Source organism: Arthrobacter sp. LAR12-1-1.1 (assembly GCF_040676555.1).
Taxonomy (GTDB): Bacteria; Actinomycetota; Actinomycetes; order Actinomycetales; family Micrococcaceae; genus Arthrobacter.
Window position 1 is genome coordinate 170,491 of the sequence record NZ_JBEGIG010000067.1, and the last position, 23,820, is coordinate 194,310.

The window sequence follows — 23,820 nt, forward strand, 5'->3', positions numbered from 1 at the left end:
TCCTTTGAAATTCGGCCAGACCGCCGGCCCGACCCTAGAAAATTGGAGCGCTACAAAAACGGGCGCTGAACAAAAGCGTAGCTATGTACATATGTCCTGTCAATGGTTGACCGGTTATCCTCGGATGAGACGTGAAAGGCTCTGCAGATGTCGTTGAACACCCCCCGAACCCGACGCCCGACGATCTACGATGTCGCAAAGAGCGCCGGCGTCTCCCCGTCGCTGGTCTCGCTCGTGCTGCAAAACCCGTCGAAGGTCAGCGAGAAGCGCCGGGAGGCCGTCCGGGCGGCCATGTCGGAGCTCGGTTACCGGCCCAGCCGGGCGGCGACCACGCTCGCCAGCAGCCAGACGAAAAGCATCGGGCTGGTCATTGACGACTTCCGGAACCTCTGGTTCGTGGACCTCCTGCGCGGCATGGAATCCGCTCTCTCGCCCCACGGCTACCAGGTCACTCTCGCGGATTCCCGCCCGGGCGAGAACCGCATCACGGAGGCCACGGACGGCCTGCTTTCCATGCACGTGGAGGGCCTTGTCATCGCCGCCGAGCCAAGCGAGTCCATGATGGCCGGGACCTGGGTTCCCGCCGTCGTCGCTGGCTGGCGAAACGGCGTTCCCGCGGGCGCAGACCTCATTACGAACGACGACGACGGCGGCGGCCGCATGGCGGCGAAGCACCTGCTGGAGCTCGGCCACACCCGGATCGGACACCTTTCGGGCTCCGGCGGCGCCGCTGCCCACCGGCGGGACGGTTTCCGCAGCGGCATCGTGGAGGCCGGCGTCGAGGTCCGGATCGCCGGTGAATCCCAGGGGACCTCGGAGGAGGATGGCTACGCCGCCGCCTGCTGGCTGCTCGACCACCACCCCGACACGACCGCCCTGTTCGCGGCCAATGACACCATGGCCCTGGGTGCCCTGGCCGCAGCCAAGGCCCGCGGCCTGTCCGTCCCGGCGGACCTGTCCGTGATTGGCTACGACAACTCCCAACTGGCCAAGTCTCGGTACCTGGACCTTACCTCCGTGGACAATCGCAGCGACGTTGTGGGGTCCCATGTCGCCAACACCCTGCTGGCACGGATCCAGGACCCAACTCTCGAACCCCGGCGCAAGCTGATCGAGCCGGCCCTCATCGTCCGCGGCACGACGGCCCGCGTTTCCGGCTGAGCCCTCCCCCACCACCGTCGAACTCGTGGGAGGCGCCCGCCAGCCTCCCGCCGTCGAAATCGCGGGAAACCACCGAACTCGCCGTAAATTTGCGGCGCCTCCGCCGCGTTCCGGCGAACTGGGGGCGGCGTCCCAAAAAGCGCCGTCGCAACAAATCTGGGGCGCGGCCTCGCGTTTTCCACATAACGACGGCGAGGCCTCCCGCCCGTTTGGATGGCAGCTCAAGCTTGTGGCATGACGCAGATATCCCTCCTGGAGCTGCCTCCGACAGGCAACCTCTGGCGCACCGAACAACTCCTGGACCTCGGCTACGGCTCGCGCGCCATCCGTTCGCTCCTGGATTCGGGGGGGCCTCGTCGGGCTACGGCTCGCGCGCCATCCGTTCGCTCCTGGATTCGGGGGGCCTCGTCGGGCTCCGGCACGGCTGCTACATCCGCGCCAGCCTGTGGCGGGCCCAGTCCCCCGCCGTCAGGAGCCGGCAGCTCATCTACGCGCATGCCCACGGGACGCGCACGACGTCGACGGGCGCCTTCCTCTACAGCCACACTTCCGCCGCACGCCTCCGCCGCCTCTACCTGTGGGACGTGGATGACGCGATCCATGTCCTCCAGAAAGTGCGCCCCTCGAACGAGCGCCACGGCAGGGACGTCCGTTGCCACACGCGTCCCTTCGCCGAACACGACGTCGCCGTAGTGAACGGCCTTCGGATGACTTCCCTGGAGCGCACAACGGCCGACTGCGCCATGCTGCTGGGCTACAGGCAGGCGTTGATCCTCACTGACCACGCGCTTCGCCTGGGCGCGGACCCGGCCGCCCTGCAGACCATGGCAAATGATCTGGACGGCCGCCGGGGAATCCGGACGTTCCGGCGGGTCCTCGCCTCGGCCGATCCGCGGTCCGAATCTCGCGGCGAAACCCTGGCGCGCGAGCTGATCCTGCGGTGCCGGATCAGGCCTCCTGAGCCGCAACTGGAGGTCTCAAGCCGCGCCGGGCGCCATCGCCTGGACTTTGCGTGGAAAGAGGAGAAGGTCGCCCTCGAGTTCGACGGCAAAATCAAGTACTTCGATTACAGTCCCACAGCCGAGGTGATCTTCGAGGAACGGCGCCGGGAGAAGGCCCTGACTGAAGAGGGCTGGCGGTTCGTCCGGGTTGAGTGGAAGGACCTCTTCCGCGAGCAGGAATTCAAGAGCCGTCTGCTTCGTGCGCTGGCTAGACGCCCGCACCCTTGAGCGTCGAATTCGCCGGAAGCCCGCAACGTCGCCGGAATCTTACGGCGACCCCGCGGGTTTCCGGCGAAGTGCGTGGCGGCGGGGCGCGGAGTGGGCGCCGGCCGAGCCCGTTGCCCGTTCTGTTTCTCGCGTCCCTTTGGGTGGCGGCGGGGGGCGGAGTGGGCTGCGACGGGCGGCGAACTGCGCGGCCGGCGGCGGATTGGGTGGGCTGCGGCAGTGCGGGAAGGGCAGAGGTCGGCGGCTGCCTACGCCCCGTAGCTCGGTTCACGCTTCTTGACCCAGCCGATGGCGAGCGAGGTCAGCGGCACGAAGGCGAACTCTACGAGGGTCTTGTAGAGGAAGCCCACGAGGACGTAGTTCACGAACATCCCGGCGTCGGTAATGCCGATCACGGACGCGGCGATGCTACAGAAGATCAGTGTGTCCACGAATTCGCCGGCCACGGAGGAGCCCATGATGCGCGCCCACAAGGACCTTTCTCCGGTCCGCACCTTCATCTTCACGAGGATCCACGAGTTGATCGTCTGGCCTGCGAGGAAGGCCAGCAGCGATGCCAGCACAATCTGCGGGACCGGCCCCAAAGCACCCTCCAAGGCTGCCTGTTTGGAGGCACCGTACTCGTCGCCGAACCCCGGAAGGGCGATGATGACCCAATAGCAGAGGGACGCAAAGACGGACAGCGCAAAGCTGGTGACGATAGCCTTGCGCGCCACTTTGAAGCCATAGACCTCGCTGATGACGTCGCCCAGGATGTAGGCCAGCGGGAAGAGGAAGAATCCGCCGTCTGTGATGACGGGGCCGATCGCCACGCCCTTGGACGCCCCGATGTTGGACAGGATCAGCACAACGGCCATGACGGCCAGGATGATGCCGAAATACGGGGAGCCGATCGAGGCGAACCTCGGCGGAGCTGAGGCCGGGAAAGTCTTGGCGGAAGTCATGGGCATTCCATTCGTAGTGGTTCGCTCGGCGGCCCGTGCCCGCAAGGGGAACACGCTGGACGGCCGGCTGTATTAGCACTGGACGGCCCCGGTGACGCGAGCCGACGGAACCGCCTCCATTGTCGCACCCGGCGGTGCGGGCACGGCGGTCTGGACGGCGGTGTAGGCCCGACCAGTAGCCGCGAGTTCGCCGGAAACGCCCGAGGTCGCCGGAAATATACGGCGATCCGGAGCGCTTCCGGCGATTTCGAAGACGACGGGCCGACGCCGCCGGGCCCACGCCGCCGGGCCCACGCTTCGTCGGCGGCACCCACGCCGCCCATGCGGCTCGCCCTCACCCTGTGAACGCTCCGGGCGTGGTGGCAGGATGGGGCCATGGACAAGACCCATGCCTGACACCGCACTTTCCACGCGCGCCCTCGTCAAGCGCTACCGCGACGTCACCGCCGTCGACTCGCTCAACCTCGACGTCCGCCGCGGCGAAATCTACGGGTTCCTCGGCAGGAACGGGGCGGGTAAAACGACGACGATCCGCATGTTGCTCGGCCTGATCCGACCGACCAGCGGGGAGGTGAGCGTACTCGGCCGGCGCGTCAGGCCTGGCGAGACGAGCGTGTTCTCGCGCGTCGGCTTCCTCGTCGAGACCGCGACCGCCTACCCCAACCTCACAGTGCGCGAGAACCTCGACATCCAGTGCCGCCTCACCGGCTCGCCGGCGCGATCCGTTGCCGATTCGATCGCGCTGTTGCGCCTCGATCCGTACGCCGACCGGAGCGCCGGGCAGCTCTCGCTCGGCAACAAGCAGCGCCTCGCCCTGGCCCGCGCGCTGCTGCACTCCCCCGAACTGCTCGTGCTCGACGAGCCGGCTAACGGGCTCGATCCGGCCGGTATCGTCGAGATCCGCGTGCTGTTCCGTTCGCTCGCCGACGAACGCGGCATCACCGTCTTCATGTCGAGCCACATCCTCGCCGAGGTCGCTCACCTGGCAGACCGGATCGGCATCGTCCACGAGGGCCGCCTCATCGAGGAGTCGTCGCGCGAGGAACTCGCCGCGAAGGCACGCGCCTTCGCGGCAGGCGCCTACACCTCAGAAGAGCGCGAGCAGGCCCTGCTCACACTGGATCTGGAGCGCTACTTCCTCGCGCGCACGGGCGATGGCCCGAAGAGTGGCGTTGTCTGATGTTCGGACGGGTGCTCTCCACCGAGTTCATGAAGCTTCGCCGTGCCAAAGCGACGTGGGCCACGCTGGCGGTGCTGGCGCTGATGCCCCTCGGCATCGCGCTGTTCATGTGGATCGTGCGCGAACCGGGGCGGGCTGCCCAGCTTGGGCTTCTGGGGACCAAAGCGAGCCTCGCCGGGCTAGAGGCGACGTGGCCCGAATACTTCTACGTGCTCACGCTGGTCTTCGGTGTCGGTGGGATGCTGCTGCTCGCATTCATCGTCGCCTACCTGTTCGGCCGGGAATACCGTGATGCCACTGCCAAGAACATGCTCGCGCTGCCCGTGGCCCGTCACTGGTTCGCCGTCGCGAAGCTGGCGGTCGCGGCGGTGTGGTGGATGGCGCTCGTAATCATTGTCCTCGTCGAGGCGATGGGGATCGGACTGGCGATGGGATTGCCGGGGTTCTCGGCGCGGCTGGCCGGGACCGGAATCGCAAACGTGCTTCTGGCTGCGGGGATCTCGTTCCTGCTGGCGCCGGTGATCGCCTGGATTGCCGTCTGGAGCCGCGGCGAAGTGGCCCCCATCGCCTTCTCCCTCGTGATGCTGGCCCTGGGCAACCTGTTCGGCAAGACCGGCTGGGCGGAGTGGTTCCCCTACTCGATCGTCCCGCTGCTGATCGGCTTGGTGGCCGACCCCGTCGGCTCGCTCCCGGCGGGCAGCTATGTGGTGCTCGCGGCGACGTTTGTAGCTGGCATCGCCGCCACAGTCCTGCAACTGCGGTTTGCGGACAACGCCCAGTAAGCCCGGGGCCGGGCGGTCGCCGCCCAGAGCCGACACCCTACCGGCGCCAGCATCAACGACGACGGCGTGCCCGCGGCTCCCGGAACGCACGTTCCGTAGCCGGCGGCCCGCCGTCGTTCTCCCCCGAGACAATCCCCGAGTCGTGGCGCCTAGCGGCGCGAGGCGTCGATGAGGTCCTTGTCCTCGTCCTTGGGGCCGGAAACACCGGCGCCCGTGTCGACAGCGGCCGGCGCCCAGGCGTGACCCTGCTCGTGGTCCAGGTGCGTGGACTTCTTGTTCTTCAGCGCGAAGATATAGACCAGAAGGGAGATGCCGATCGCCACCGTGACGTAGGTGAAGAAGAGTTCTTCCTGGCCGGCTTTCTGCAGTGCCGCGCCGATCAGCGGGACGGTGCCGCCGAAGAGCGAGTTGGCGATCGCGTAGCCCAGGCCCACGCCGAGGGCGCGGATGGACGCGGGGAACAGCTCGGCCTTCACCAGGGCGTTGATGGAGGTGTAGCCGCCCACAATCAGCAGGCCGCCCATCATGAGCAGGAACGCGGTCATCGGATCCTTGGTTCCGGCAAGGGCGGACAGAAGAGGCCAGGTGAACAGGACGCCGGTGATGCCGAACCACAGCAGCAGCGGCTTGCGGCCCACCTTGTCCGAGATGATGCCGTAAACCGGCTGGAGCAGCATGAAGATGAACAGCGCCCAGAAGTTGATGACCGAGGTGTCGGTCTTGGCGATGCCGGAGGTATCGTTCATGAACTTCAGGATGAAGTTGGTGTATGTGTAGAACGCCACGGTGCCGCCAAGGGTGATCCCGATGCAGATCATGAGCGGCTTCCAGTAGCTGGTGAACAGCAGCTTCATGGTCCCCGGCTGCGCCTCGCCCGCCACGGCCGGGGCCTTTGCGGCCTCGATCTGTTCGGGCGAGACGGTCTCCTCCATGGAGCGCCGCAGCCACAGGACCACCAGGGCGGCCACGCCGCCGATCGCGAACGGGATGCGCCAGCCCCATTCGGTCAGCTCGGCCTTGGGCATGGCGTTCTGCAGGATCACGAGGACAAGCAGGGCCAGCATCTGGCCGCCGACCAGCGTGACGTACTGGAAGCTGGAGAAGAAGCCGCGGCGCTTGGAAGTGGCAGCCTCGGACATGTACGTGGCGCTGGTGCCGTACTCACCGCCCACGGAGAAGCCCTGGATCACGCGGATGAGGACCAGCAGGATCAGGGCCCACAGGCCGATCACGTCCTGCGTGGGCAGCACTGCGATGGCGAAGGAGCCTGCGGACATCATGGTCACGCTCAGCGTCAGCGCGGCCTTGCGGCCCTTGCGGTCGGCGTACCGGCCGAAGAACCAGGCACCGATCGGGCGCATCAGGAACGACGTCGAGAAGACGGCCATCGCCTCGAGGCCGGCCTGGAGCTCGTCCGTGGAGTTGAAGAAGTGCGCCTGGAAGTAGGCGGCGAAGACGGTGTAAACGTACAGGTCGTACCACTCGACAAGGTTGCCGGCCGAGCCTTTGAGGATGTTGCCGACGGCTTTCCGGGTCTGGGCCGCTTCGGACAGTTGGGTGCTCATCAATGAACCTTCCTGGATCCGGCGCCGCCTGTAAGCAACACCGTCCGCCACCCTAGTCCGCGTGATCCGGAGCACTAAGGTTTTGTTCATACTGTTCATGGAATGCTTGTTCATGAGCACAATGCGGGTGGATTTGGCTGCGTGGCAGGATGAAACCATGACTTCTACCGCATTCGACTCCGCTGCCTTGGCCGCCTCTGACGCCGCCTCCTCCCCCGCCGTCGCGCTGACCATCGCAGGCTCCGAAGCGACCGGCGGCGCCGGCGCGCAGGCTGACCTGAAGACGTTCCAGGAACTCGGCGTCTTCGGGATCGCGAACCTGACCTGCATCGTGTCCTTCGACCCCAAGGACAACTGGAACCACCGCTTTGTCCCGGTGGACCAGCAGGTCATCGCGGACCAGCTGGAAGCGACGACGGCGGCCTACGGTGCCGCGTCCGGCGCACCGGCCGTGTTGGACACCGTCAAGATCGGCATGCTGGGCAGCCCCGCGACGATTTCGACCGTGGCCGCGGCGCTGGCCGGCGGACAGTTCGCCAACGTGGTGCTGGATCCGGTGCTGATCTGCAAGGGCCAGGAACCGGGCCACGCCCTGGACACTGACCAGGCGCTCAAGTCCCACATCCTGCCGCTGGCCACTTTCGTCACGCCGAACCACTTCGAGGCCGAATCGCTCTCCGGCCTGGAAATCACAGACGTCGAGTCCCTCAAGGCCGCCGCGGTCCGCATCCATGAGCTCAGCGGCGCCGCGGTGCTCGCCAAGGGCGGCGTGCGCCTGGTTGGCCCCGACGCCGTCGACGTCTATTACGACGGCGTAACTCTGGAAGTCCTGTCCGCCCCGAAGGTGGGCGAAGTGGCCGTGTCGGGCGCCGGGTGCTCGCTGGCCGCAGCGGTGACGGCCGAGCTCGCCAAGGGTGCGACGCCGCTGGCCGCCGCCCGGACGGCCAAGGCGTTTGTGACCGCCGGAATCCGGAACCGGGTGGCCTCGGGCGCCCCGTTCGATGCCTTGTGGCAGGGCGGCGCGCGCTAACTCGTTGCGGGGGAACGTTGGAGGGAACGGGAATGGCACAGCACTTTGAGTCCGTGGAGGAATACATCGCCTCGTTTCCTGCTGACGTGCAGGAGGCGCTGCAGGAGATCCGGCGGCGCTGCCATGCCGCGGTACCCGGGTCAGCGGAGATGATCAGTTACGGCATCCCGACGATCACGCTCGGGGGCAAATACGTCGTGTATTTCGCGGGCTGGGCGCACCACATCTCCGTCTATCCCGTGCCCGACGGCGACGAATCGCTGAGCGCGGAACTCGCACCCTACCGCGCAGCGAAGGGCACCCTGAAGTTCCCGTTGCGGAAGCCTGTCCCGTACGAGCTGATTGGAAAAGTGGCGGCGGCCCTGGCACAAGAGAGCCGGAGCGGGGCGCCTTAAGTCGCCGAGTTCGCCGGAGTCACTCCAGTTCGCCGGAAGTTTGCGGCGAACTGGAGAGCTTCCGGCGATTTGGTTCCCGGTTGTCTGCCCGTCAGCGCGGGTCCGCGACCTTCCCCATGAAGAGCGGGAGCCCGGTCTCGATGTGCACGATCTGGTAATGGAACGGCCGGTCGAACTCGATGGTCCGCTCCGGCTGGGGCGGGGCACTGGTGACTGCGCCGTTGACCTGGGTCACGGCCGCGGCCACGGTGCCTTTCTCTGCGACCGTGATGTTGGCGGCCTGGGCAGCCTGCGTGAGCGTCAGCTTCGGCTGGATGGCGTTAAAGTCCTCCGCAGTGCTCAGAGTTTTGTGCAGTCCGAGGGCTCCAAGCACCTTGCGCAGGTCAAAACTGCATTTGTGATCCCACCGGGGCAGCTGGATCTGCACGGATTCCGCCTGCGCCGTGTCGAAGGCTGCCGCAATTTCCGTCAACTTCCCGACGTCGAACGCAGTGGCCGGCGGGCCGGAACCGGCGTCGGGCAGAACCAGCCGCATGACGAAGCCCTCCGCATACGGCAGATCAACTCCGCGCCAGCCCTTGCCTTCCGCGTATTTCATTTTCAGTTCGTTGTTCATGGCGGGAGCGGCGATTTCCTCGCCATCCGCCAAAGTGAAGGGCAGGTCCGAGGTGTTGTTCGGATCAAAGGGCGCACTCCAGGCGGCCGCGAAGTACAGCGCATTGAGCAGGCTGAAGGTGTTGTCCGGATCGTATTTCGCCGGAGCCTCCTTGATCCGGCCACCGGTGTTCTCCGCCACCCAGGCATCCATGGCAGGCTTCGTGGAGCGCTCGTCCGGGAAGTTCACTGGGTACACGCCGGTTCCATAGTGCCGGCCAAGGGTGGCCAGGTACTCCTGGCCCGTGGGCACGGTTTTGTCCACAAACAGGCCGTTCGCCGCGTGCATCACCGGTTTACGCGGCGGGTTCTCCTCGTCCACGGCCCCGGGGTCGCCGTCGAACTTTTCGAGGGAAGCGAGCACCGCGTTCATGGCTTCGTCCCGCCGGTCCGCGGGGAGTCCCAGCACCCCGTCCATTTCGGCGGCGGTGTCCCCGGTGGCGCCGGCCCGCAGCATCGCCAAGGCAATTAGCAGGCTTCCCGGCGAGGAAACGACGTTGCCGTTGGTACCGTCACCGCCGTCGGACAGCAGCGCCGCGCCGAGTTCAAGGGCGGAAGCCCGGAATGCCTGAAGTTCGGCGGCATATGCCGTGCTGTCGACCGCAACCCGCTCCACGCCGTCGGCCTTCAAGAGCCCTGGGGCCGGGGCCGAACATGCGGTGAGGGCCGCCACGGCTCCCGCCGCAGCAATTCTGGCCACCTTCAACTTCATGGCTGCCCTCCGACAGGTGCGTCCGACTGTAGCGGAATCCGCCGCTCCCAGTCAACCAGCCGGAGCGTGGCACAACGATGCCTGTACGGTCACGGTTTGCCGTCGTTTTGGTCTCGGGGCGGCGGCTCCGCGGTTCCCATCCGGGGCGCCGATCCGGTGGTTCTCCTGAGGCACGACGCCGGTGCCACTGACGTCCAATTCGCCGGAACTGCTCGAGTTCGCCGGAAGTTTCCGGCGAACTCGAGACTTTCCGGCGAACTCGCTACGTCCCGGGAGGCGGGCGTCAGCGCCGCGGGATGTTCCGCAGGTTGCTCCGTGCCATGCTCACGGCCTCGCCGGCGCCCCGGTTGAGGACCACTTTGGACATCGCCGTGGCGAAGCCCAGGACCTGGGCGCCCTTGATCTTCGGCGGGAGGGACAGCGCTTTGGGGTCCGTGATGAGCTCCACGAGCGACGGCCCGGGGTGGGCGAAAGCTTCCCGGTAGGCGGCTTCGATGCGGGTCGGGTCCGTGACCCGGACGGCGTGGAAGCCCAGGGCCCGGGCAACATCCGCGTAGTTGGCGTCCGGGACATCGACGCCGAAGTCGGGGAGGCCGTCCACCAGCATTTCGAGTTTCACCATGCCCAGCGTCGAGTTGTTGAAGACCACCACGTTGACCGGGAGCCGGTGCGCGGCGACTGTGATGAGCTCGCCCAGCAGCATGGACAGGCCGCCGTCGCCGGAGACCGAGACCACCTGCCGGCCGGGGTAGGCCAGTTGGGCGCCGATCGCATGCGGCAGGGCGTTGGCCATGGAGCCGTGCAGGTAGGAGCCGATCAGCCGGCGGGTGCCCAGCGGGTTGATGTACCTCGCGGTCCAGACGTTGCACATGCCGGTGTCCGCCGTGAAAATCGCGTCCTCGGCCGCCACCTGGTCCAGCAGCGAGGCCGCGTATTCCGGGTGGATCGGCTGTTTCGTCCCCACGTTCCGGGTGTACGCCCCCACGGCCTTGTTCATGAGCCGGTCGTGCTTCCTGAGCATCGAATCCAGGAAACGGCGGCTCTTCTTGGCCGTCAGCAACGGCATGAGCGCGGCCAGGGTGGGAAGGACGTCGCCGTGCACGGCAATGTCGACGTCGGTTCGCCGCCCGAGCTTGTGGGCGGCCCGGTCCACCTGCGCGGTGCGGGTTCCCGGGAGGAACTGGTCGTACGGGAAGTCCGTGCCGAGCAGGATCAGCAGGTCCGCGTCCTCGATGCCCTCGGCCGCGGCGCCGTAGCCCAGCAGCCCCGTCATGCCGATGTCATACGCGTTGTCATACTGCATGAAGTCCTTGCCGCGGAGCGAGTGGCCGATCGGCGCCGCGATCATCCCGGCGAGCGCGATCACCTCGGCGTGGGCGCCCTCGACGCCGGCGCCGGCAAAGATGGCCACCTTGGCGGCGGCGTTGATGGCGTCGGCCAGTTCCTGCACGCTGGCGGGGTCCGGCGTCAGCGTGGCCGGCCGGAATGCCGCGGGGGCCGGGGTTGCGGCGGTCGCCTCCAGACCGGCGATATCGCCGGGAAGGGTCACGACGGCGACGCCGCGGAGCCCGACGGCGTGCTGGATGGCGCTGTGCATGACCCGGGGCGCCTGCTCCGCGGTGCTGATGAGCTCGGAGTAGACCGAGCATTCGTTGAAGAGCCGATCCGGGTGGGTTTCCTGGAAGAAACTGCTGCCGATCTGCTTGCTTGGGATGTGCGAGGCGATGGCCAGCACCGGAGCCCCGGAGCGGTTGGCGTCGTAGAGCCCATTGATCAGGTGCAGGTTGCCGGGCCCGCAGGAACCGGCGCACACCGCGAGCCGGCCGGTTAGTTGGGCTTCCGCCGCCGCGGCGAACGCGGCCGCCTCCTCATGCCGGACATGGATCCAGTCGATGCCGCCCTGCTGCGAGCCGCCGGTCTTGCGGACGGCGTCGACGATCGGGTTGAGGCTGTCCCCCACGATCCCGTAGATCCGCTGCACGCCGGCAGCCTGGAGTTGTTCGATGAGCTGGGTGGCAAGTTCTTTGGCCATGGGTGCACGCTCCCGCGAGGTGGATCGATGAGCTGACACAGGCCAATATAGTCCGCCCGGCCCGGGCAGAACCTGAGTGAGGCTCAGTTCCCCGAGTGCGCCTGCAGGAAGGTGTAGACCTCGGTCTCGTCCACGCCCGGGAAAGCGCCGGGGGGCATCGCGGCCAGCAGGTGCGAATGCGCCCGCGCCGAGGGCCAGGCGTTGCCGGCCCACTCGGCGGTCAGCGACGCCGGCGGGCGGCGGCAGCAGCTTTCGTCCGGGCATGTGGACTTGGACCGCTCCGTTGTGTCGCGGCCGCGGAACCACTTCACATGCGCATACGGGACACCCACGGAGAGCGAGAACTCCCCGTTCGCCGAGCGTTCCGTCCGGGCCGTGCACCAGTACGTCCCGGCAGGGGTGTCGGTGTACTGGTTGTACGCGCTGAACTTGTCCGGGACGTCGAACACCACCCTGGAGGTCCAGTTCCGGCACGAGAACTGGCCCTCGATGGCGCCGGTGTGGTCCTGCGGGAACGTCACGCCGTCGTTTTCGTAGGCCTTGTAGATGATGCCGCTCTTGTGCGTCTTCTGGAAGTGAGTGCGGATGCCCAGGTGCTGGGTGGCGAGGTTGGTGAAGCGGTGCGCGGCTGTCTCGTAGGACACCGCGAAGGCGTCCCGGATGTCCTCGACCGCGATTTCCTTGGCTTGTTTGGCCTCCTGCAGGAATGCCACCGTGGCCTGCTCGGGCAGCAACAGCGCGGCGGCGAAGTAGTTTGTGGCCACGCGCTGCATCAGGAAATCGCCGTAGTTGTTGGGGGTCTGGTGGCCCAGGACGTAGTGGCCCAGCGCCTGCAGCAGCACCGAACGGGGGTCGTGATCGCTGCGCGCGTTCTGCGTGAGATAAATTCGGCGGTTCTTAAGGTCGGTCACCGAACGCGTGGAATGCGGGAGATCACCCACATGGTGGAGGCTGAATCCGAGGTGCCCGGCAATGTCCGAGATGACGTGGTGGGACAGCGGACCGCTTGTGTGTCCCACCGAGGCCAGGACCTTCTGCGCCTCGGCTTCGTACTCGGGGAAGTAGTTGTTCCGCTCCCGCATCATCGCCCGCAGTTCACCGTTCGCGCGGCGGGCCTCCTCCGGCGTCGCGATCTGTTCGTTCAGGCGGCGTTCCAGCTCATGTTGCAGCCCCACCATCGACTCCAGCACATCCATCGGAAGCCGCGAGCTGATGCGGATTTTCGGCAGGTTCAGGGACTCATAGATGGGGCTGCGCTGGTACCGTTCCAGCTCGATCTCTAGGGCCGCACGCCGGTTGGGCGGCTCCGCGCCAAGCAGCTCGTCGATGCTCACCCCGAGCGCCGCTGCAAGCTGCTGGAGCAGGCCAAGCTTGGGCTCGCGTTTTCCGTTTTCCATCAGGCTCAGCTGGCTTGGCGCTGTGCCGACGGCGGCACTCAGGTCGTCGAGCGTGAGGCCTGCCGCCTTGCGCAGATGGCGGACGCGCCGGCCCAGGCTGATGACGTCCACCTCCGGCGCTGCGGGCGCGGACGGCGAAAGAGCTTGGCGATTCCAGCTGGTTGAGTGCATTTCTTGAGAATACGCGAAGAAGTGCATTTCTTTCCATCCTTTTAGTCTAGAAACCCCTTGGAAAGTGAAGAAAAGTAGAACTCACGGAAAGATTCGCATCCGGAACAACCAGTCAGGATCTGCAGAGACGCAGACTGGCCGGCCCGGACCCATCAAGGAGACAAAGATGACTGCAGCATTTGAGCCCACCCAGCAGACGCCCGAGCAGCAGGCCGCCGCACTGGAGCTCGAGTGGGCCGCCAACCCCCGCTGGGAAGGTGTGACCCGTGACTACAAGGCAACGGACGTCGTCCGCCTCCGCGGCCGCGTCTCCGAAGAACATACGCTGGCCCGCCGCGGCTCCGAAAAGCTGTGGACGCAGCTCACCCAGGAGCACAGCACGGGCAAGTACACGAACGCCTTGGGCGCACTGACCGGCAACCAGGCCGTGCAGCAGGTCAAGGCCGGGCTCCGCGCCATCTATCTCTCCGGCTGGCAGGTCGCCGCCGACGCCAACAACTCCGGCCACACCTACCCCGACCAGTCGCTCTACCCCGCGAACTCGGTGCCCACGGTGGTCCGCCGCATCAACAACGCCCTGCTCCGCGCGGACCAGATCGAGTTCTCCGAAGGCATCCAGACGGTCGAGGACTGGATGGTCCCGATCGTGGCCGACGCCGAGGCCGGCTTCGGCGGCCCGCTCAACGCCTACGAGCTCATGAAGTCGATGATCCAGGCCGGCGCCGCGGGCGTGCACTGGGAAGACCAGCTCGCCTCGGAGAAGAAGTGCGGCCACCTCGGCGGCAAGGTCCTGATCCCCACCCAGCAGCACGTCCGGACGCTGAACGCCGCCCGCCTCGCCGCCGACGTCGCCGGCACGCCGTCGGTCATCATCGCCCGCACCGACGCTGAGGCGGCCACCCTGATCACCTCCGACGTCGACGAGCGTGACCAGGAATTCATCCTCCGCGAAGGCGGACAGCCGGTCCGCACCCCGGAAGGCTTTTACAAGGTCCGCAACGGGATCGAACCCTGCATCGCCCGCGCCAAGGCCTACGCCCCCTATTCGGACCTCATCTGGATGGAGACCGGCACCCCGGACCTGGAGCTGGCCCGCAAGTTCGCCGAGTCCGTCAAGGCCGAGTTCCCGGACCAGATGCTTTCCTACAACTGCTCGCCGTCGTTCAACTGGCGCAAGCACCTCGATGACGCCACGATCGCGAAGTTCCAGCGCGAACTCGGCGCCATGGGCTTCACGTTCCAGTTCATCACCCTGGCCGGCTTCCACGCCCTGAACTACTCGATGTTTGACCTCGCCCACGGCTACGCCCGGGAAGGCATGAGCGCGTACGTCGAGCTGCAGGAGAAGGAATTCGCCTCCGAGTCCCGCGGCTACACCGCAACCAAGCACCAGCGCGAGGTCGGCACCGGCTACTTCGACGACATCGCCACCGCGCTCAACCCGAACGCATCCACCCTGGCTCTGGTGGGATCCACCGAAGAAGGCCAGTTCCACTAGACACTTCCCTGCCAGTTGCTATATCACTTTTGGTCCTCATCGGCCGCCTTGGGGACCAAAAGTGATAGGGCAACAGCGGACTTTCAAGGAGCACCTCCCATGAACAGCTTCACTGACAACTTCACCATCAACGGGATCACACTGACCGCGCAGCCGATTTGCCGGCAGAGCGAGGTTCTTACCCCGGACGCTTTGGCCTTTGTGGCCAAGCTGCACCGGGCCACGGCCGGTCGCCGGCAGGAGCTGCTGCAGGCACGGCAGGAACGCCGCCACCAGATCTCCAAAGGCCAGGATCCGCGGTTCCTGCGCGAGACCGAGGCCGTCCGCAACGACGCGAACTGGCGCGTCGCTCCCCCGGCCCCGGGCCTGGAGGACCGCCGGGTGGAGATCACCGGGCCGGTGGATAAGAAGATGACCATCAACGCGCTGAACTCCGGGGCCAAGGTGTGGCTCGCGGACATGGAGGACTCTTCCACCCCGTCCTGGCGCAACGTGATCCAGGGCCAGCTGAACCTCACGGACGCCCTGGAGCGCAGGATCGACTTCACCTCGCCCGAGGGCAAGGAGTACAAGCTGCGCCCGGCCGGGGAGCTGCCCACAGTGGTGGTCCGTCCCCGCGGCTGGCACCTGCCGGAAAAGCACATGCTCATTGACGGCGCCCCGGTCGCGGGCGGGATCGTGGACTTCGGCCTGTACTTCTTCCATAACGCCCGGCGCCTGATCGCCCAGGGCAAGGGGCCGTACTTCTACCTGCCCAAGATCGAGAGCCGCCTCGAGGCCCGGCTGTGGAACGACATCTTCATCCTGGCGCAGGACCTGCTGGGCATTCCGCAGGGCACCATCCGCGCCACGGTGCTGATCGAGACCATCACGGCGGCGTTCGAGATGGAGGAGATCCTCTACGAACTGCGGGACCACGCGGCGGGCCTGAACGCCGGCCGCTGGGACTACATCTTCTCCCTGATCAAGAACTTCCGCACCCGCGGCCCCCGCTTCGTGCTGCCGGACCGCGGCCAGGTCACCATGACCCAGCCGTTCATGCGGGCCTACACCGAACAGCTGGTCCGGGCCTGCCACAAGCGCGGTGCCATGGCGATCGGGGGCATGGCCGCGGCCGTCCCCAACCGCAAGGACCAGGCTGCCAACGCGATCGCCTTCGAGAAGGTCCGCGCGGACAAGACCCGCGAAGCCGGCGACGGCTTCGACGGCTCGTGGGTGGCGCACCCGGACCTGGTTCCGGTCTGCCGCGAGGTGTTCGACGGCGTCCTCGGCGACCGTCCGAACCAACTGGATCGCCTCCGCGAGGACGTCACCCCGGACGACCGCGCCCTCCTGGACATCTCCACGACCACCGGAACCATCACCGAACAGGGCCTCCGGAACAACATCGAGGTGGGGATCCGTTACATCGAGTCCTGGCTGCGCGGCAACGGCGCCGTGGCCATCCACAACCTGATGGAGGACGCCGCCACCGCGGAAATCTCCCGCTCGCAGCTGTGGCAGTGGATCTTCTCCCGGGCCATCACCGACCACGGCGATGTGGTCACCCGGGAGTGGGTGGAGGACATGCTGGACGAGGAATTCGCCAAGCTGGAGCGCTTCGAGGGGGACCGTTTCGCCGACGCGCGGGACATCTTCGAGGAAGTCACCCTCAGCAACGAGTTCCCCTCGTTCCTGACCCTGCCGGCCTACGACCGCTTCCTGCATGAAGCGCGCGACGGCGCCGACGTCGCCACCGGGGACCCCGCGCTGGTTCCGGCGTAGGACTCCACGGCCCCGGGCATCCGGGTCCGCAAAGATTTCCGTTAGCTGGGCTGCCATGCCCTTCGCAACAGGCACCCCGAAATCCGGGTGGCAGTCCAGCAACGGAAGACCCCCACCTACTCGACAACGGCGTCGAGATGACGGCTAAGGCCCATGTTCCTCACGAACATGGGCCTTAGCTGTTGTCTTGATTGAAGTCACCCCGGCGCAGCTTCAACACCCTCAAGCATTTGCGGTCGCTGCCCGCGGCGGTCACTGCCCGCCCGGTACGACTAGCTCGTCCTCACGTACAGATCGGCCGCCGCCCTACAGTCCTTCGTCATCTGGAGCGCAGCACTGGTGTTGGTAAGACCAGCCCCTAGCCCTCCTGGTCGATGGCCGACATATCGCCGACGCCAGGCGTGCCATCGGCGAGCGCGTAGCGCTGCATCACCGCACCCTTCGGTGAGGCGACGACCGGCTCGATGAGTCTGAGGTTCGTCGGAACCACACCGTCGGCGAAGACTTTCTTTCCACCGCCGAGGAGGATCGGATAGACCCAGAGCGTGAGCCGATCGAAGAGCCGCTCGGCGAAAAGGGTCTGTACGAAGTCGAGGCTGCCGATGACGTGGATGTTCGCGTGCCGGTCGCGCAGTTCGCGCACGGCGGCGACGACATCAGGACCGAGCAGTGTGGAGTCGGCCCACTCGAGGGTCGGCGTCTGGCGCGAGGCCACGTATTTCGGGAGGCGGTTGAACAGCCGCGCGATTTCCCCTTCCGCGTGCGGCCAGTACGCGGCGAAGATGTCGTAGGTCCGGCGCCCAAGCAGCAGCGCGTCCATCCCCGCCATCCCGGAGTCAATTTGTTCGCCGACGACCTCGTCGAAGAGAGGCGCCTGCCAGCCGCCAAACGCGAAACCGTCGTCGGCGTCCTCGTCCGGCCCGCCGGGCGCCTGCGCGACGCCGTCGAGCGTGGTGAACAAGTCGATATGGATGAGTCCCATGCCGTGCTCCTTCTCTGTCGCCCGTCGTCGCCCCGGCGACGGGATCACTTCGACGCTGTCACACGATCCCACTGCGAAGCAACGGTTTCACCGGATCGACACGGGCATCCGACAACACCTCAGCCGAGCCACGACATCAGTCCGCCCCGAACACTAGGCGAACGTTAGGAGGCACACCCTAGCGCGGCTTGGGCACGCGGCGCAGGGACAGCGCGGTGCCCACGATGAATGCGCAGACGGAGCAGAGGATCATCAGCAGCGGGCCGGTCCAGGCTCCGGTGACCCCGTGGACGTAGCCGAGCAGTGTCGGCGCCACTGCGCCGAACGAGTACCCCGTGCCCTGGACGACGGCGGACATCCGGGCCGCTGAGGCCTGGTCCCGGGCCAGCCGGATGATGGCGAGGAAGATCAGTGTGATGCCGCCGCCCTGGGCCACACCGCCGAAGGAACACCACAGCCACCACAGCTCCGGGGCGAGCAGTAGGCCCAAAGGTACCGTGAGCCACAGCAGTCCCAGGGTGAGGCCCACCGCCGTCGTGCTGGCGAAACGGGCCGCCAGCGGCACGCCCAGTCCGCCCACAATGGCGAGAATCTGGAAGAGCGAGGACCCTGCCCCGGCGGCTGCGGGCGCCATGCCCAGGACGTCGGCCAGCAGGCTCGGCAGCCACGCGGTCACTCCGTAGTAGGAGAACGCCTGCCCGGCGAACCCGAAGGTCAGGGCCGCGGTGATCCACCGGGAGGTGAGCTTGCCTCCCGGCCGTCCCGGGTCCGTGGCGGGGACGGCTTCGGGAATAAATGCCCGCCGGCCGACGGCGATCACCCAGACCGTGCCGGCCGACACCGCGAAGAGTCCACTGGCCGCAATCGAGGCCCGCCAGCCCAGCAGATCGGCCAGCGGAGCGGACACCATGGAGGTCAGGAACGAGCCGATATTCAGCGCCGCGGTGTACGTGCCCATCGCCGCGCCCTGCCGGGCCGGGGTGAAGTCACGCCGGATGATCAGCGGGACCACGATGTTGCCGATCGTGATGGCGACACCGAGGATCACGGTGCCCAGCATGACGAGGGCGCCCCCGCCCGCGGAGCGGACCACGACGCCGAAGAGCACGCCGAGCAGGGTCAGGGTGATAGCGAACTCGGGACCCAGCTTGCGCCCGGCCAGGGAGGCCAGCGGCGCGGCCAGGGCAAAGCACAGCACGGGGATCCCGGTCAGGAATCCCAATTCCACCGGGGTGAAGCCGAGATCGTCCTCCAGCTGCGCGATTACCGGGGCCACGGCCACCAACGGGCCGCGCATGTTCAGCGCGATCAGCCCGATCGCGAGCATGAGGAGCCAGCCGCGAGGTGCCCGGGCCAGGTCGCTCATCGGGTGGGCCGGCGCCCGGCGGGCGGGCAGAAATATGGTTTCATCAGTCCCATTGCTATCACGGGCCCCTGCCGCACCTGCGGTATGTGACGCTTCAGGCGCCGCTTCCCGGGACACCCCTAGCCCGTGGCCTGCAGGGTCGCCTCTATGACGGCGGGCGAGAGCACGTGCTGCGTGACCATCTGGCTGGCGCCGAGGATGGCGGCCTGGTCCCCGGCCTTCGACACGCCGATCCGCAGGTGCGTCGTGGCCAGGGGCAGCGAGCGCCGGTAGACCACCTCGCGGACTCCGGCCATGAGGTGCTCCCCGGCCTGGCCGAGGCTTCCGCCGATCACAATCACCGAGGGGTTCAGCAGGTTCACCACCGTGGAGAGGACGTCGCCGAGGTCCCTGCCGGCCTGCCGCAACGCCTGGATGGCCTGCAGGTTCCCCTCTGCGACGAGGCGCAGCACATCGCCGCCGTCGTGCGCCGGCAGGCCCTGCTGCGTCAGCGCCTTGGCGACCGCGGGCCCGGAGGCCAGGGCTTCGAGGCATCCGTAGTTGCCGCAACGGCACAGCACGTCATCGCCGCGCGGAACCCGGACGTGTCCGAGGTCGCCGGCGGTTCCGTTGGCGCCGCGCTGGAGTTGGCCGCTGCTGATGATGCCAGCACCGATGCCGGTGGCCACCTTGATGAACAGGAAGTTGTCGTCCTCGGGCCAGTGCGCCGTGCGCTCGCCCAGCGCCATGATGTTCACGTCGTTGTCCACCAGGACCGGAACCGGGAGGGACCGCTGGACATGGCGGACGACGTCGAACCCGTCCCAGCCGGGCATGATCGGCGGCTTCACCGGCATGCCGGTGGCATGTTCCACCGGTCCAGGGAGCCCGATTCCGGCGCCGGCCAGATCCGCGGCGCCCCGGCCGGCCTCGCCGAGCAGCCGCAGCCCTTCCTCGATCACACGGTCCAGGACAACCACCGGGCCCTCGGCGACATCCTGCGCCAGCCGGCGCTCGGCGAGCACCTTCCCGCTGAGATCCGTGACGGCGATGATCACGTGCGTGGCCCCGACATCCACCGCAAGCACTACCCGGGCGGCAGGGTTGAAGGCAAAGCGCGACGGCGGCCTGCCGCCGCTGGAGCTCGCCTCCCCGGCGGGGCCAACGAGTCCCGAGACCATCAGCGCGTCGATGCGGGAGGCGACGGTGGAGCGGGCCAGCCCGGTGGTCAGGGCCAGTTCCGCACGGGTCCGGGCCTTGCCGTCGCGCAGGAGTTGGAAGAGGTCGCCGGCGCGGGACAGGCTGCCGCCAGCCTCTGGGGCTGCGGACTCTGTACCGGTGGGAGAACTCATGAGTAAGTGATAGCACGAAGATCTTCTGCATGTCACGGCGGAAAAAGATTGACACGCAGTTTTCAACTTTTGCTTGACGCCCGGCAAAAGTATCTCTAGCTTTGGCAGTGAGCCATATCACCGCCCCAAGCAGCCTCGCTGCCGGGAGGGTGCAGGTACTTGCGAAGGGGTATGGAACTTGTCGAGCCAAGAACATGCGGCACCGGCGCCGCTAGGGGTGGGGATCCTGGGGGCCGGCCACCTCCCGGGCGTCCTCTCCACTGCGATCTTCGCCTTCCTGCTGGCCTGGAACGACTACCTGGTTGCCATCGTGTTCCTGCGCTCCACAGAAATCTTCACCCTGCCCATGGGCGTGCAGTCCTTCTTCCAGCAGAATCAAACGGACTGGACCTCCGTCATGGCCCTGGCTGTGATCATGATGCTCCCGCCCATCCTCGTCTTCGCTGCCCTGAACAAGTACTTCGGCGTCGGCGGTATTGGCGGATACCTCGGCCGCTAGTCCCTCCCCTACTTGAAAACAACCGACTCCCAGCAAAGGAATCCCGTGTCTTATTCAATCCAGCTGTACACCCTCCGCAACGCCCTCCAGGAAGACCTGCCCGGCACCATCAGACAAGTCGCCGAGCTGGGCTTCACCCAGGTGGAGCCGTACAACTTCGTGGCGACGGCCAAGGAGCTCGGCGCGGCCCTGAAGGACAACGGCCTGACCGCCCCGTCCGGCCACGCCCCGCTGCTGAGCCAGGACCAGGACGAAATCTTCGCCGCGGCCCAGGAACTGGGCATCAGCACGGTGATCGATCCCTACCTCCCGGCCGAGCACTGGCAGTCCGCCGAAGATATCCAAGCCACCGCCGCGAAGCTCAACGCCGCCGCCAAGAAGGGCGCCGGGTACGGCATCCGCGTCGGTTACCACAACCATGCCTGGGAGCTGGAGTCCAGCATTGAGGGACAGACGGCACTGGAGTACTTCGCCGGGCTGCTGGACCCGGAACTGGTCCTGGAGGTGGACACCTACTGGGCCGCCGTCGGCGGCCAGGACCCGGTCCAGCTGCTGCAGCGCCTCGGCGACCGCGTCAAGTTCATCCACATCAAGGACGGTCCCGTCAACACCGACACCAAGGCGCAGCAGCCTGCCGGGCAGGGCAAGATTCCCGTGTGGGACGTCATCGCCGCGGCACAGTCCCTGGAAGTCGGCGTGGTGGAATTCGACGACTACTCCGGCGACATCTTCGACGGCATCGCCCAGAGCCTCGGCTACCTGCAGAGCGGTTCCGCCAGTGCGCAGGGCGTGAACGCATGAGCGCCGCACAGAATCAGGCAACCGGGCGCGGCCCGGTGGGCGTGGCGGTCATTGGGGCCGGCAACATCAGCAAGCAATACCTGGACAACCTGAGGGTCTTCCCCGACATCAAGGTCCACGTGATCGCCGACCTCTTCGAAGAGGCCGCCGAGGCGCGTGCGAAGGAATACGGCATCCCGGAGTGGGGCGGGGTCGATGCCGCCCTGAACCACCCCGACGTCGAGATCATCGTCAACCTGACCATCCCGGCTGCACACGTCGAAGTGGCCACGGCCGCCGTCAACGCCGGCAAACACGTCTGGACCGAAAAGCCGTTCTCGCTGGACCGCGACTCCGGCCTCGGCCTGCTGAAAACGGCCGACGCCGCCGGGCTGCGGCTCGGCTGCGCCCCGGACACGTTCCTCGGGGCCGGGCTGCAGACCGCGCGGCGGCTGATCGAACGCGGCGACATCGGCACGCCGCTGACGGCCATGACCACGTTCCAGACCCCCGGGCCGGAATCCTGGCACCCGAACCCCGCGTTCCTGTTCCAGTACGGTGCCGGGCCCCTGTTCGACATGGGCCCCTACTACCTGACGGCCCTGGTGCAGACGTTCGGCTCCGTGCGCCGCGTGGCCGCCACGGGCTCGAAGGCCAAACAGGTCCGGGTCATCGGCTCCGGGCCCAAGGCCGGCGAGGAATTCACGGTCGAGGTCCCCACCCACGTGTCCGCCATGGCCCAATTCGAGTCCGGCGCGTCCTCCCACAGCGTCTTCAGCTTCGAGTCGCCGCGGCTGCGGATGGGCTTCGTGGAGATCACCGGAACCGAGGCCACCATCTCGCTGCCGGATCCGAACTACTTCGACGGCAACGTCAGGCTCTGGCGCGCCGGCGACGAGGAATGGACGGTCATCCCGGCCACCGGACCGAGCCAAGGCCGCGGCATGGGCGTGCTGGACATGGCCCGCTCCATCCGCGCCGGCGTCCCGCACCGCGCCACCGGCAACCTCGCCTACCACGTCCTGGACACCATGGTCTCGATCTCCGAGTCGATCGATTCCGGCACCTTCATCGACGTCGAAAGCGCCGTCCCCGCCTCCGCAGCCCTCCCCGAGGACTGGGACCCCACAGCTTCCACACTCTAGGAACCAGCAATGAACTCCCAAGAAACCAGCCCCGGCCCTCCCCCTTTGGGGGTGGCCATGATCGGGTACGCGTTCATGGGCAAAGCCCACTCGAACGCCTGGCGCAACGTGGCCAGCTACTTCGACGTCCCGGCCTTCGAACGGCGCGTCCTGGTCGGACGCGACCCGGCCGGGGTCGCCGAGGCTGCCGCGAAGTACGGCTGGGCGGAGTCCGCCACGGACTGGCGCGCAGTCCTTGACCGGGACGATATCCACATCGTCGATATCTGCGCGCCGGGGTTCATGCACGCGGAAATCGCCATCGCCGCGCTGTCCGCCGGCAAGCACGTCCTCGTCGAAAAGCCGCTGGCGAATACCCTGGCCGAGGCTGAGGCCATGGCGGCGGCGGCCCGGAGCGCCCAGGACAAAGGGGTGCAGTCCATGATCGGCTTCAACTACCGCAGGGTCCCGGCCCTGGCGCTGGCCCGGGAGCTGATCGCGGAGGGCCGGCTCGGCACCGTCCGGCACGTCCGCGCGGCCTACCTGCAGGACTGGCTCGTGGACCCGGACTCGCCCATGACCTGGCGGCTGAGCAAGGAAACCGCGGGTTCGGGGGCGCTGGGCGACATCGCCAGCCATGCGATTGACCAGGTGTTGTTCCTCCTCGGCGACCAGGTCACCGAGGTCACCGGCCGGCTGCACACCTTCACGCCCAGCCGGCCCGGCCCCAATGGTCCGGAACAGGTGACTGTCGACGACGCCGCGTGGGCCACGCTGACCCTCGCCTCCGGGGCCATCGCCTCCGTGGAGGTCTCCCGGGTGGCCACCGGGCAGAAGAACTCGCTCAAGCTGGAGATCTATGGCGACAAGGGCGCCCTGCTGTTTGATCTGGAGGACCTGAACGAGCTCGGATTCCTCGACGCCACGCTGCCCGTCCGCGAACAGGGCTTCCGCCGCATCCTCGTCAACGAACCCGAGCACCCGTATCTTGAAGCATGGTGGCCGCAGGGCCACGTGATCGGCTGGGAACACACGTTCACGCACGAGATCCGAGACTTCCTCCTGGCGGTGGGCAGCGGAACCCAGCCGTCGCCGTCGTTCGAGGACGGCTTGGCCGTCCAGCGGATCCTCACAGCCGTGGAGGAAAGCGCCGCGGCCAGAAGTTCGCTCATCCAGCTCACTCCGTCCGCATCGACCACCCAGACGACGACTACCGAAGGAGCCTGA

At 67.1% G+C, this 23,820-nt stretch carries 19 protein-coding genes and 1 pseudogene; 12 read left to right on the forward strand and 8 right to left on the reverse strand.

Features of this window, described 5'->3' with window-relative positions; translation table 11 throughout:
• Window positions 1–147: 147 nt before the first annotated feature.
• Together MRBLAR12_RS21810 and MRBLAR12_RS21815 are read left to right on the forward strand one after the other, a co-directional pair.
• A complete protein-coding gene (locus MRBLAR12_RS21810; RefSeq protein WP_364748397.1) occupies window positions 148–1,161 on the forward strand; it encodes a LacI family DNA-binding transcriptional regulator in 1,014 nt (337 codons plus the stop codon).
• 584 nt (window positions 1,162–1,745) lie between these two features.
• Entirely contained in the window at window positions 1,746–2,390 is a 645-nt protein-coding gene (locus tag MRBLAR12_RS21815; RefSeq protein WP_364748399.1) for a hypothetical protein, read from the forward strand.
• 245 nt (window positions 2,391–2,635) lie between these two features.
• Here MRBLAR12_RS21815 and MRBLAR12_RS21820 read toward each other — a convergent pair whose 3' ends face one another.
• Window positions 2,636–3,331, reverse strand: coding sequence for a queuosine precursor transporter (locus MRBLAR12_RS21820; RefSeq protein WP_364748401.1), 696 nt, complete (start codon window positions 3,329–3,331; stop codon window positions 2,636–2,638).
• A 388-nt stretch (window positions 3,332–3,719) separates the two neighbouring features.
• Between MRBLAR12_RS21820 and MRBLAR12_RS21825 the strand changes: the two genes are divergently transcribed.
• Both MRBLAR12_RS21825 and MRBLAR12_RS21830 read left to right on the forward strand, forming a co-directional pair.
• The gene (locus MRBLAR12_RS21825; RefSeq protein WP_364748403.1) at window positions 3,720–4,511 is read left to right on the forward strand and encodes an ABC transporter ATP-binding protein; all 792 of its coding nucleotides are present in this window, start codon (window positions 3,720–3,722) and stop codon (window positions 4,509–4,511) included.
• Entirely contained in the window at window positions 4,511–5,293 is a 783-nt protein-coding gene (locus MRBLAR12_RS21830; protein ID WP_364748405.1) for an ABC transporter permease, read from the forward strand. The genes MRBLAR12_RS21825 and MRBLAR12_RS21830 overlap by 1 nt, the downstream gene beginning before the upstream one ends.
• A gap of 149 nt (window positions 5,294–5,442) precedes the next feature.
• On the opposite strand, the gene MRBLAR12_RS21835 is transcribed toward MRBLAR12_RS21830, so the two are convergent.
• Window positions 5,443–6,858, reverse strand: coding sequence for an MFS transporter (locus MRBLAR12_RS21835; protein WP_229993657.1), 1,416 nt, complete (start codon window positions 6,856–6,858; stop codon window positions 5,443–5,445).
• A 157-nt stretch (window positions 6,859–7,015) separates the two neighbouring features.
• Between MRBLAR12_RS21835 and MRBLAR12_RS21840 the strand changes: the two genes are divergently transcribed.
• Together MRBLAR12_RS21840 and MRBLAR12_RS21845 are read left to right on the forward strand one after the other, a co-directional pair.
• A complete protein-coding gene (locus MRBLAR12_RS21840; protein ID WP_364748407.1) occupies window positions 7,016–7,888 on the forward strand; it encodes a hydroxymethylpyrimidine/phosphomethylpyrimidine kinase in 873 nt (290 codons plus the stop codon).
• A gap of 32 nt (window positions 7,889–7,920) precedes the next feature.
• A complete protein-coding gene (locus MRBLAR12_RS21845; protein WP_364748409.1) occupies window positions 7,921–8,283 on the forward strand; it encodes an iron chaperone in 363 nt (120 codons plus the stop codon).
• 91 nt (window positions 8,284–8,374) lie between these two features.
• Here the strand turns inward: MRBLAR12_RS21845 and MRBLAR12_RS21850 are convergent, their stop codons facing one another.
• The 3 genes from MRBLAR12_RS21850 to MRBLAR12_RS21860 all read right to left on the reverse strand — a co-directional run bounded on the left by MRBLAR12_RS21850 (window position 8,375) and on the right by MRBLAR12_RS21860 (window position 13,276).
• A complete protein-coding gene (locus MRBLAR12_RS21850; protein WP_229993660.1) occupies window positions 8,375–9,649 on the reverse strand; it encodes a serpin family protein in 1,275 nt (424 codons plus the stop codon).
• A gap of 283 nt (window positions 9,650–9,932) precedes the next feature.
• Window positions 9,933–11,681, reverse strand: coding sequence for a pyruvate dehydrogenase (locus MRBLAR12_RS21855; protein ID WP_229993661.1), 1,749 nt, complete (start codon window positions 11,679–11,681; stop codon window positions 9,933–9,935).
• A gap of 83 nt (window positions 11,682–11,764) precedes the next feature.
• Window positions 11,765–13,276, reverse strand: coding sequence for a helix-turn-helix transcriptional regulator (locus MRBLAR12_RS21860; RefSeq protein ID WP_229993662.1), 1,512 nt, complete (start codon window positions 13,274–13,276; stop codon window positions 11,765–11,767).
• A gap of 139 nt (window positions 13,277–13,415) precedes the next feature.
• Here MRBLAR12_RS21860 and aceA point away from each other — a divergent pair, with 139 nt between their 5' ends.
• Complete coding sequence (gene aceA / locus MRBLAR12_RS21865; protein ID WP_229993663.1) at window positions 13,416–14,747, forward strand: isocitrate lyase; 1,332 nt, start codon at window positions 13,416–13,418, stop codon at window positions 14,745–14,747.
• Window positions 14,748–14,846: 99 nt separating this feature from the next.
• A complete protein-coding gene (aceB, locus tag MRBLAR12_RS21870) occupies window positions 14,847–16,511 on the forward strand; it encodes a malate synthase A (protein WP_229993664.1) in 1,665 nt (554 codons plus the stop codon).
• A 358-nt stretch (window positions 16,512–16,869) separates the two neighbouring features.
• Here aceB and MRBLAR12_RS21875 read toward each other — a convergent pair whose 3' ends face one another.
• The 3 genes from MRBLAR12_RS21875 to MRBLAR12_RS21885 form a co-directional block, all read right to left on the reverse strand.
• Window positions 16,870–17,493, reverse strand: a complete 624-nt coding sequence (locus MRBLAR12_RS21875) for a dihydrofolate reductase family protein (RefSeq protein ID WP_229993665.1) — start codon at window positions 17,491–17,493, stop codon at window positions 16,870–16,872.
• A gap of 178 nt (window positions 17,494–17,671) precedes the next feature.
• Entirely contained in the window at window positions 17,672–18,859 is a 1,188-nt protein-coding gene (locus MRBLAR12_RS21880; protein ID WP_364748413.1) for a CynX/NimT family MFS transporter, read from the reverse strand.
• 119 nt (window positions 18,860–18,978) lie between these two features.
• A complete protein-coding gene (locus MRBLAR12_RS21885) occupies window positions 18,979–20,190 on the reverse strand; it encodes an ROK family transcriptional regulator (protein WP_229993667.1) in 1,212 nt (403 codons plus the stop codon).
• Between the two features lie 241 nt (window positions 20,191–20,431).
• Between MRBLAR12_RS21885 and MRBLAR12_RS21890 the strand changes: the two are divergent.
• The 4 genes and pseudogenes from MRBLAR12_RS21890 to MRBLAR12_RS21905 form a co-directional block, all read left to right on the forward strand.
• Window positions 20,432–20,689: pseudogene (locus tag MRBLAR12_RS21890) on the forward strand (carbohydrate ABC transporter permease); the annotation flags it as partial.
• Between the two features lie 45 nt (window positions 20,690–20,734).
• Complete coding sequence (locus MRBLAR12_RS21895; RefSeq protein WP_229993669.1) at window positions 20,735–21,490, forward strand: sugar phosphate isomerase/epimerase family protein; 756 nt, start codon at window positions 20,735–20,737, stop codon at window positions 21,488–21,490.
• On the forward strand, window positions 21,487–22,614 hold the full coding sequence (locus MRBLAR12_RS21900; RefSeq protein ID WP_229993670.1) for a Gfo/Idh/MocA family protein: 1,128 nt from the start codon (window positions 21,487–21,489) through the stop codon (window positions 22,612–22,614). Before MRBLAR12_RS21895 ends, MRBLAR12_RS21900 begins: the two co-directional genes overlap by 4 nt.
• Window positions 22,615–22,623: 9 nt before the next feature.
• Entirely contained in the window at window positions 22,624–23,820 is a 1,197-nt protein-coding gene (locus MRBLAR12_RS21905) for a Gfo/Idh/MocA family protein (RefSeq protein ID WP_229993671.1), read from the forward strand.

What these genes read in the sequence shown, in the direction of transcription:
- MRBLAR12_RS21845 (WP_364748409.1), top strand. Translation starts at nt 7,921, where the DNA reads ATGGCACAGCACTTTGAGTCCGTGGAGGAATACATCGCCTCGTTTCCT.
- MRBLAR12_RS21900 (WP_229993670.1), top strand. Translation starts at nt 21,487, where the DNA reads ATGAGCGCCGCACAGAATCAGGCAACCGGGCGCGGCCCGGTGGGCGTG.
- aceB (WP_229993664.1), top strand. Translation starts at nt 14,847, where the DNA reads ATGAACAGCTTCACTGACAACTTCACCATCAACGGGATCACACTGACC.
- MRBLAR12_RS21835 (WP_229993657.1), bottom strand. Translation starts at nt 6,858, where the DNA reads ATGAGCACCCAACTGTCCGAAGCGGCCCAGACCCGGAAAGCCGTCGGC.
- MRBLAR12_RS21820 (WP_364748401.1), bottom strand. Translation starts at nt 3,331, where the DNA reads ATGACTTCCGCCAAGACTTTCCCGGCCTCAGCTCCGCCGAGGTTCGCC.
- MRBLAR12_RS21810 (WP_364748397.1), top strand. Translation starts at nt 148, where the DNA reads ATGTCGTTGAACACCCCCCGAACCCGACGCCCGACGATCTACGATGTC.
- MRBLAR12_RS21850 (WP_229993660.1), bottom strand. Translation starts at nt 9,649, where the DNA reads ATGAAGTTGAAGGTGGCCAGAATTGCTGCGGCGGGAGCCGTGGCGGCC.
- aceA (WP_229993663.1), top strand. Translation starts at nt 13,416, where the DNA reads ATGACTGCAGCATTTGAGCCCACCCAGCAGACGCCCGAGCAGCAGGCC.
- MRBLAR12_RS21840 (WP_364748407.1), top strand. Translation starts at nt 7,016, where the DNA reads ATGACTTCTACCGCATTCGACTCCGCTGCCTTGGCCGCCTCTGACGCC.
- MRBLAR12_RS21880 (WP_364748413.1), bottom strand. Translation starts at nt 18,859, where the DNA reads ATGAGCGACCTGGCCCGGGCACCTCGCGGCTGGCTCCTCATGCTCGCG.
- MRBLAR12_RS21855 (WP_229993661.1), bottom strand. Translation starts at nt 11,681, where the DNA reads ATGGCCAAAGAACTTGCCACCCAGCTCATCGAACAACTCCAGGCTGCC.
- MRBLAR12_RS21825 (WP_364748403.1), top strand. Translation starts at nt 3,720, where the DNA reads ATGCCTGACACCGCACTTTCCACGCGCGCCCTCGTCAAGCGCTACCGC.
- MRBLAR12_RS21875 (WP_229993665.1), bottom strand. Translation starts at nt 17,493, where the DNA reads ATGGGACTCATCCATATCGACTTGTTCACCACGCTCGACGGCGTCGCG.
- MRBLAR12_RS21905 (WP_229993671.1), top strand. Translation starts at nt 22,624, where the DNA reads ATGAACTCCCAAGAAACCAGCCCCGGCCCTCCCCCTTTGGGGGTGGCC.
- MRBLAR12_RS21860 (WP_229993662.1), bottom strand. Translation starts at nt 13,276, where the DNA reads ATGCACTTCTTCGCGTATTCTCAAGAAATGCACTCAACCAGCTGGAAT.
- MRBLAR12_RS21885 (WP_229993667.1), bottom strand. Translation starts at nt 20,190, where the DNA reads ATGAGTTCTCCCACCGGTACAGAGTCCGCAGCCCCAGAGGCTGGCGGC.
- MRBLAR12_RS21830 (WP_364748405.1), top strand. Translation starts at nt 4,511, where the DNA reads ATGTTCGGACGGGTGCTCTCCACCGAGTTCATGAAGCTTCGCCGTGCC.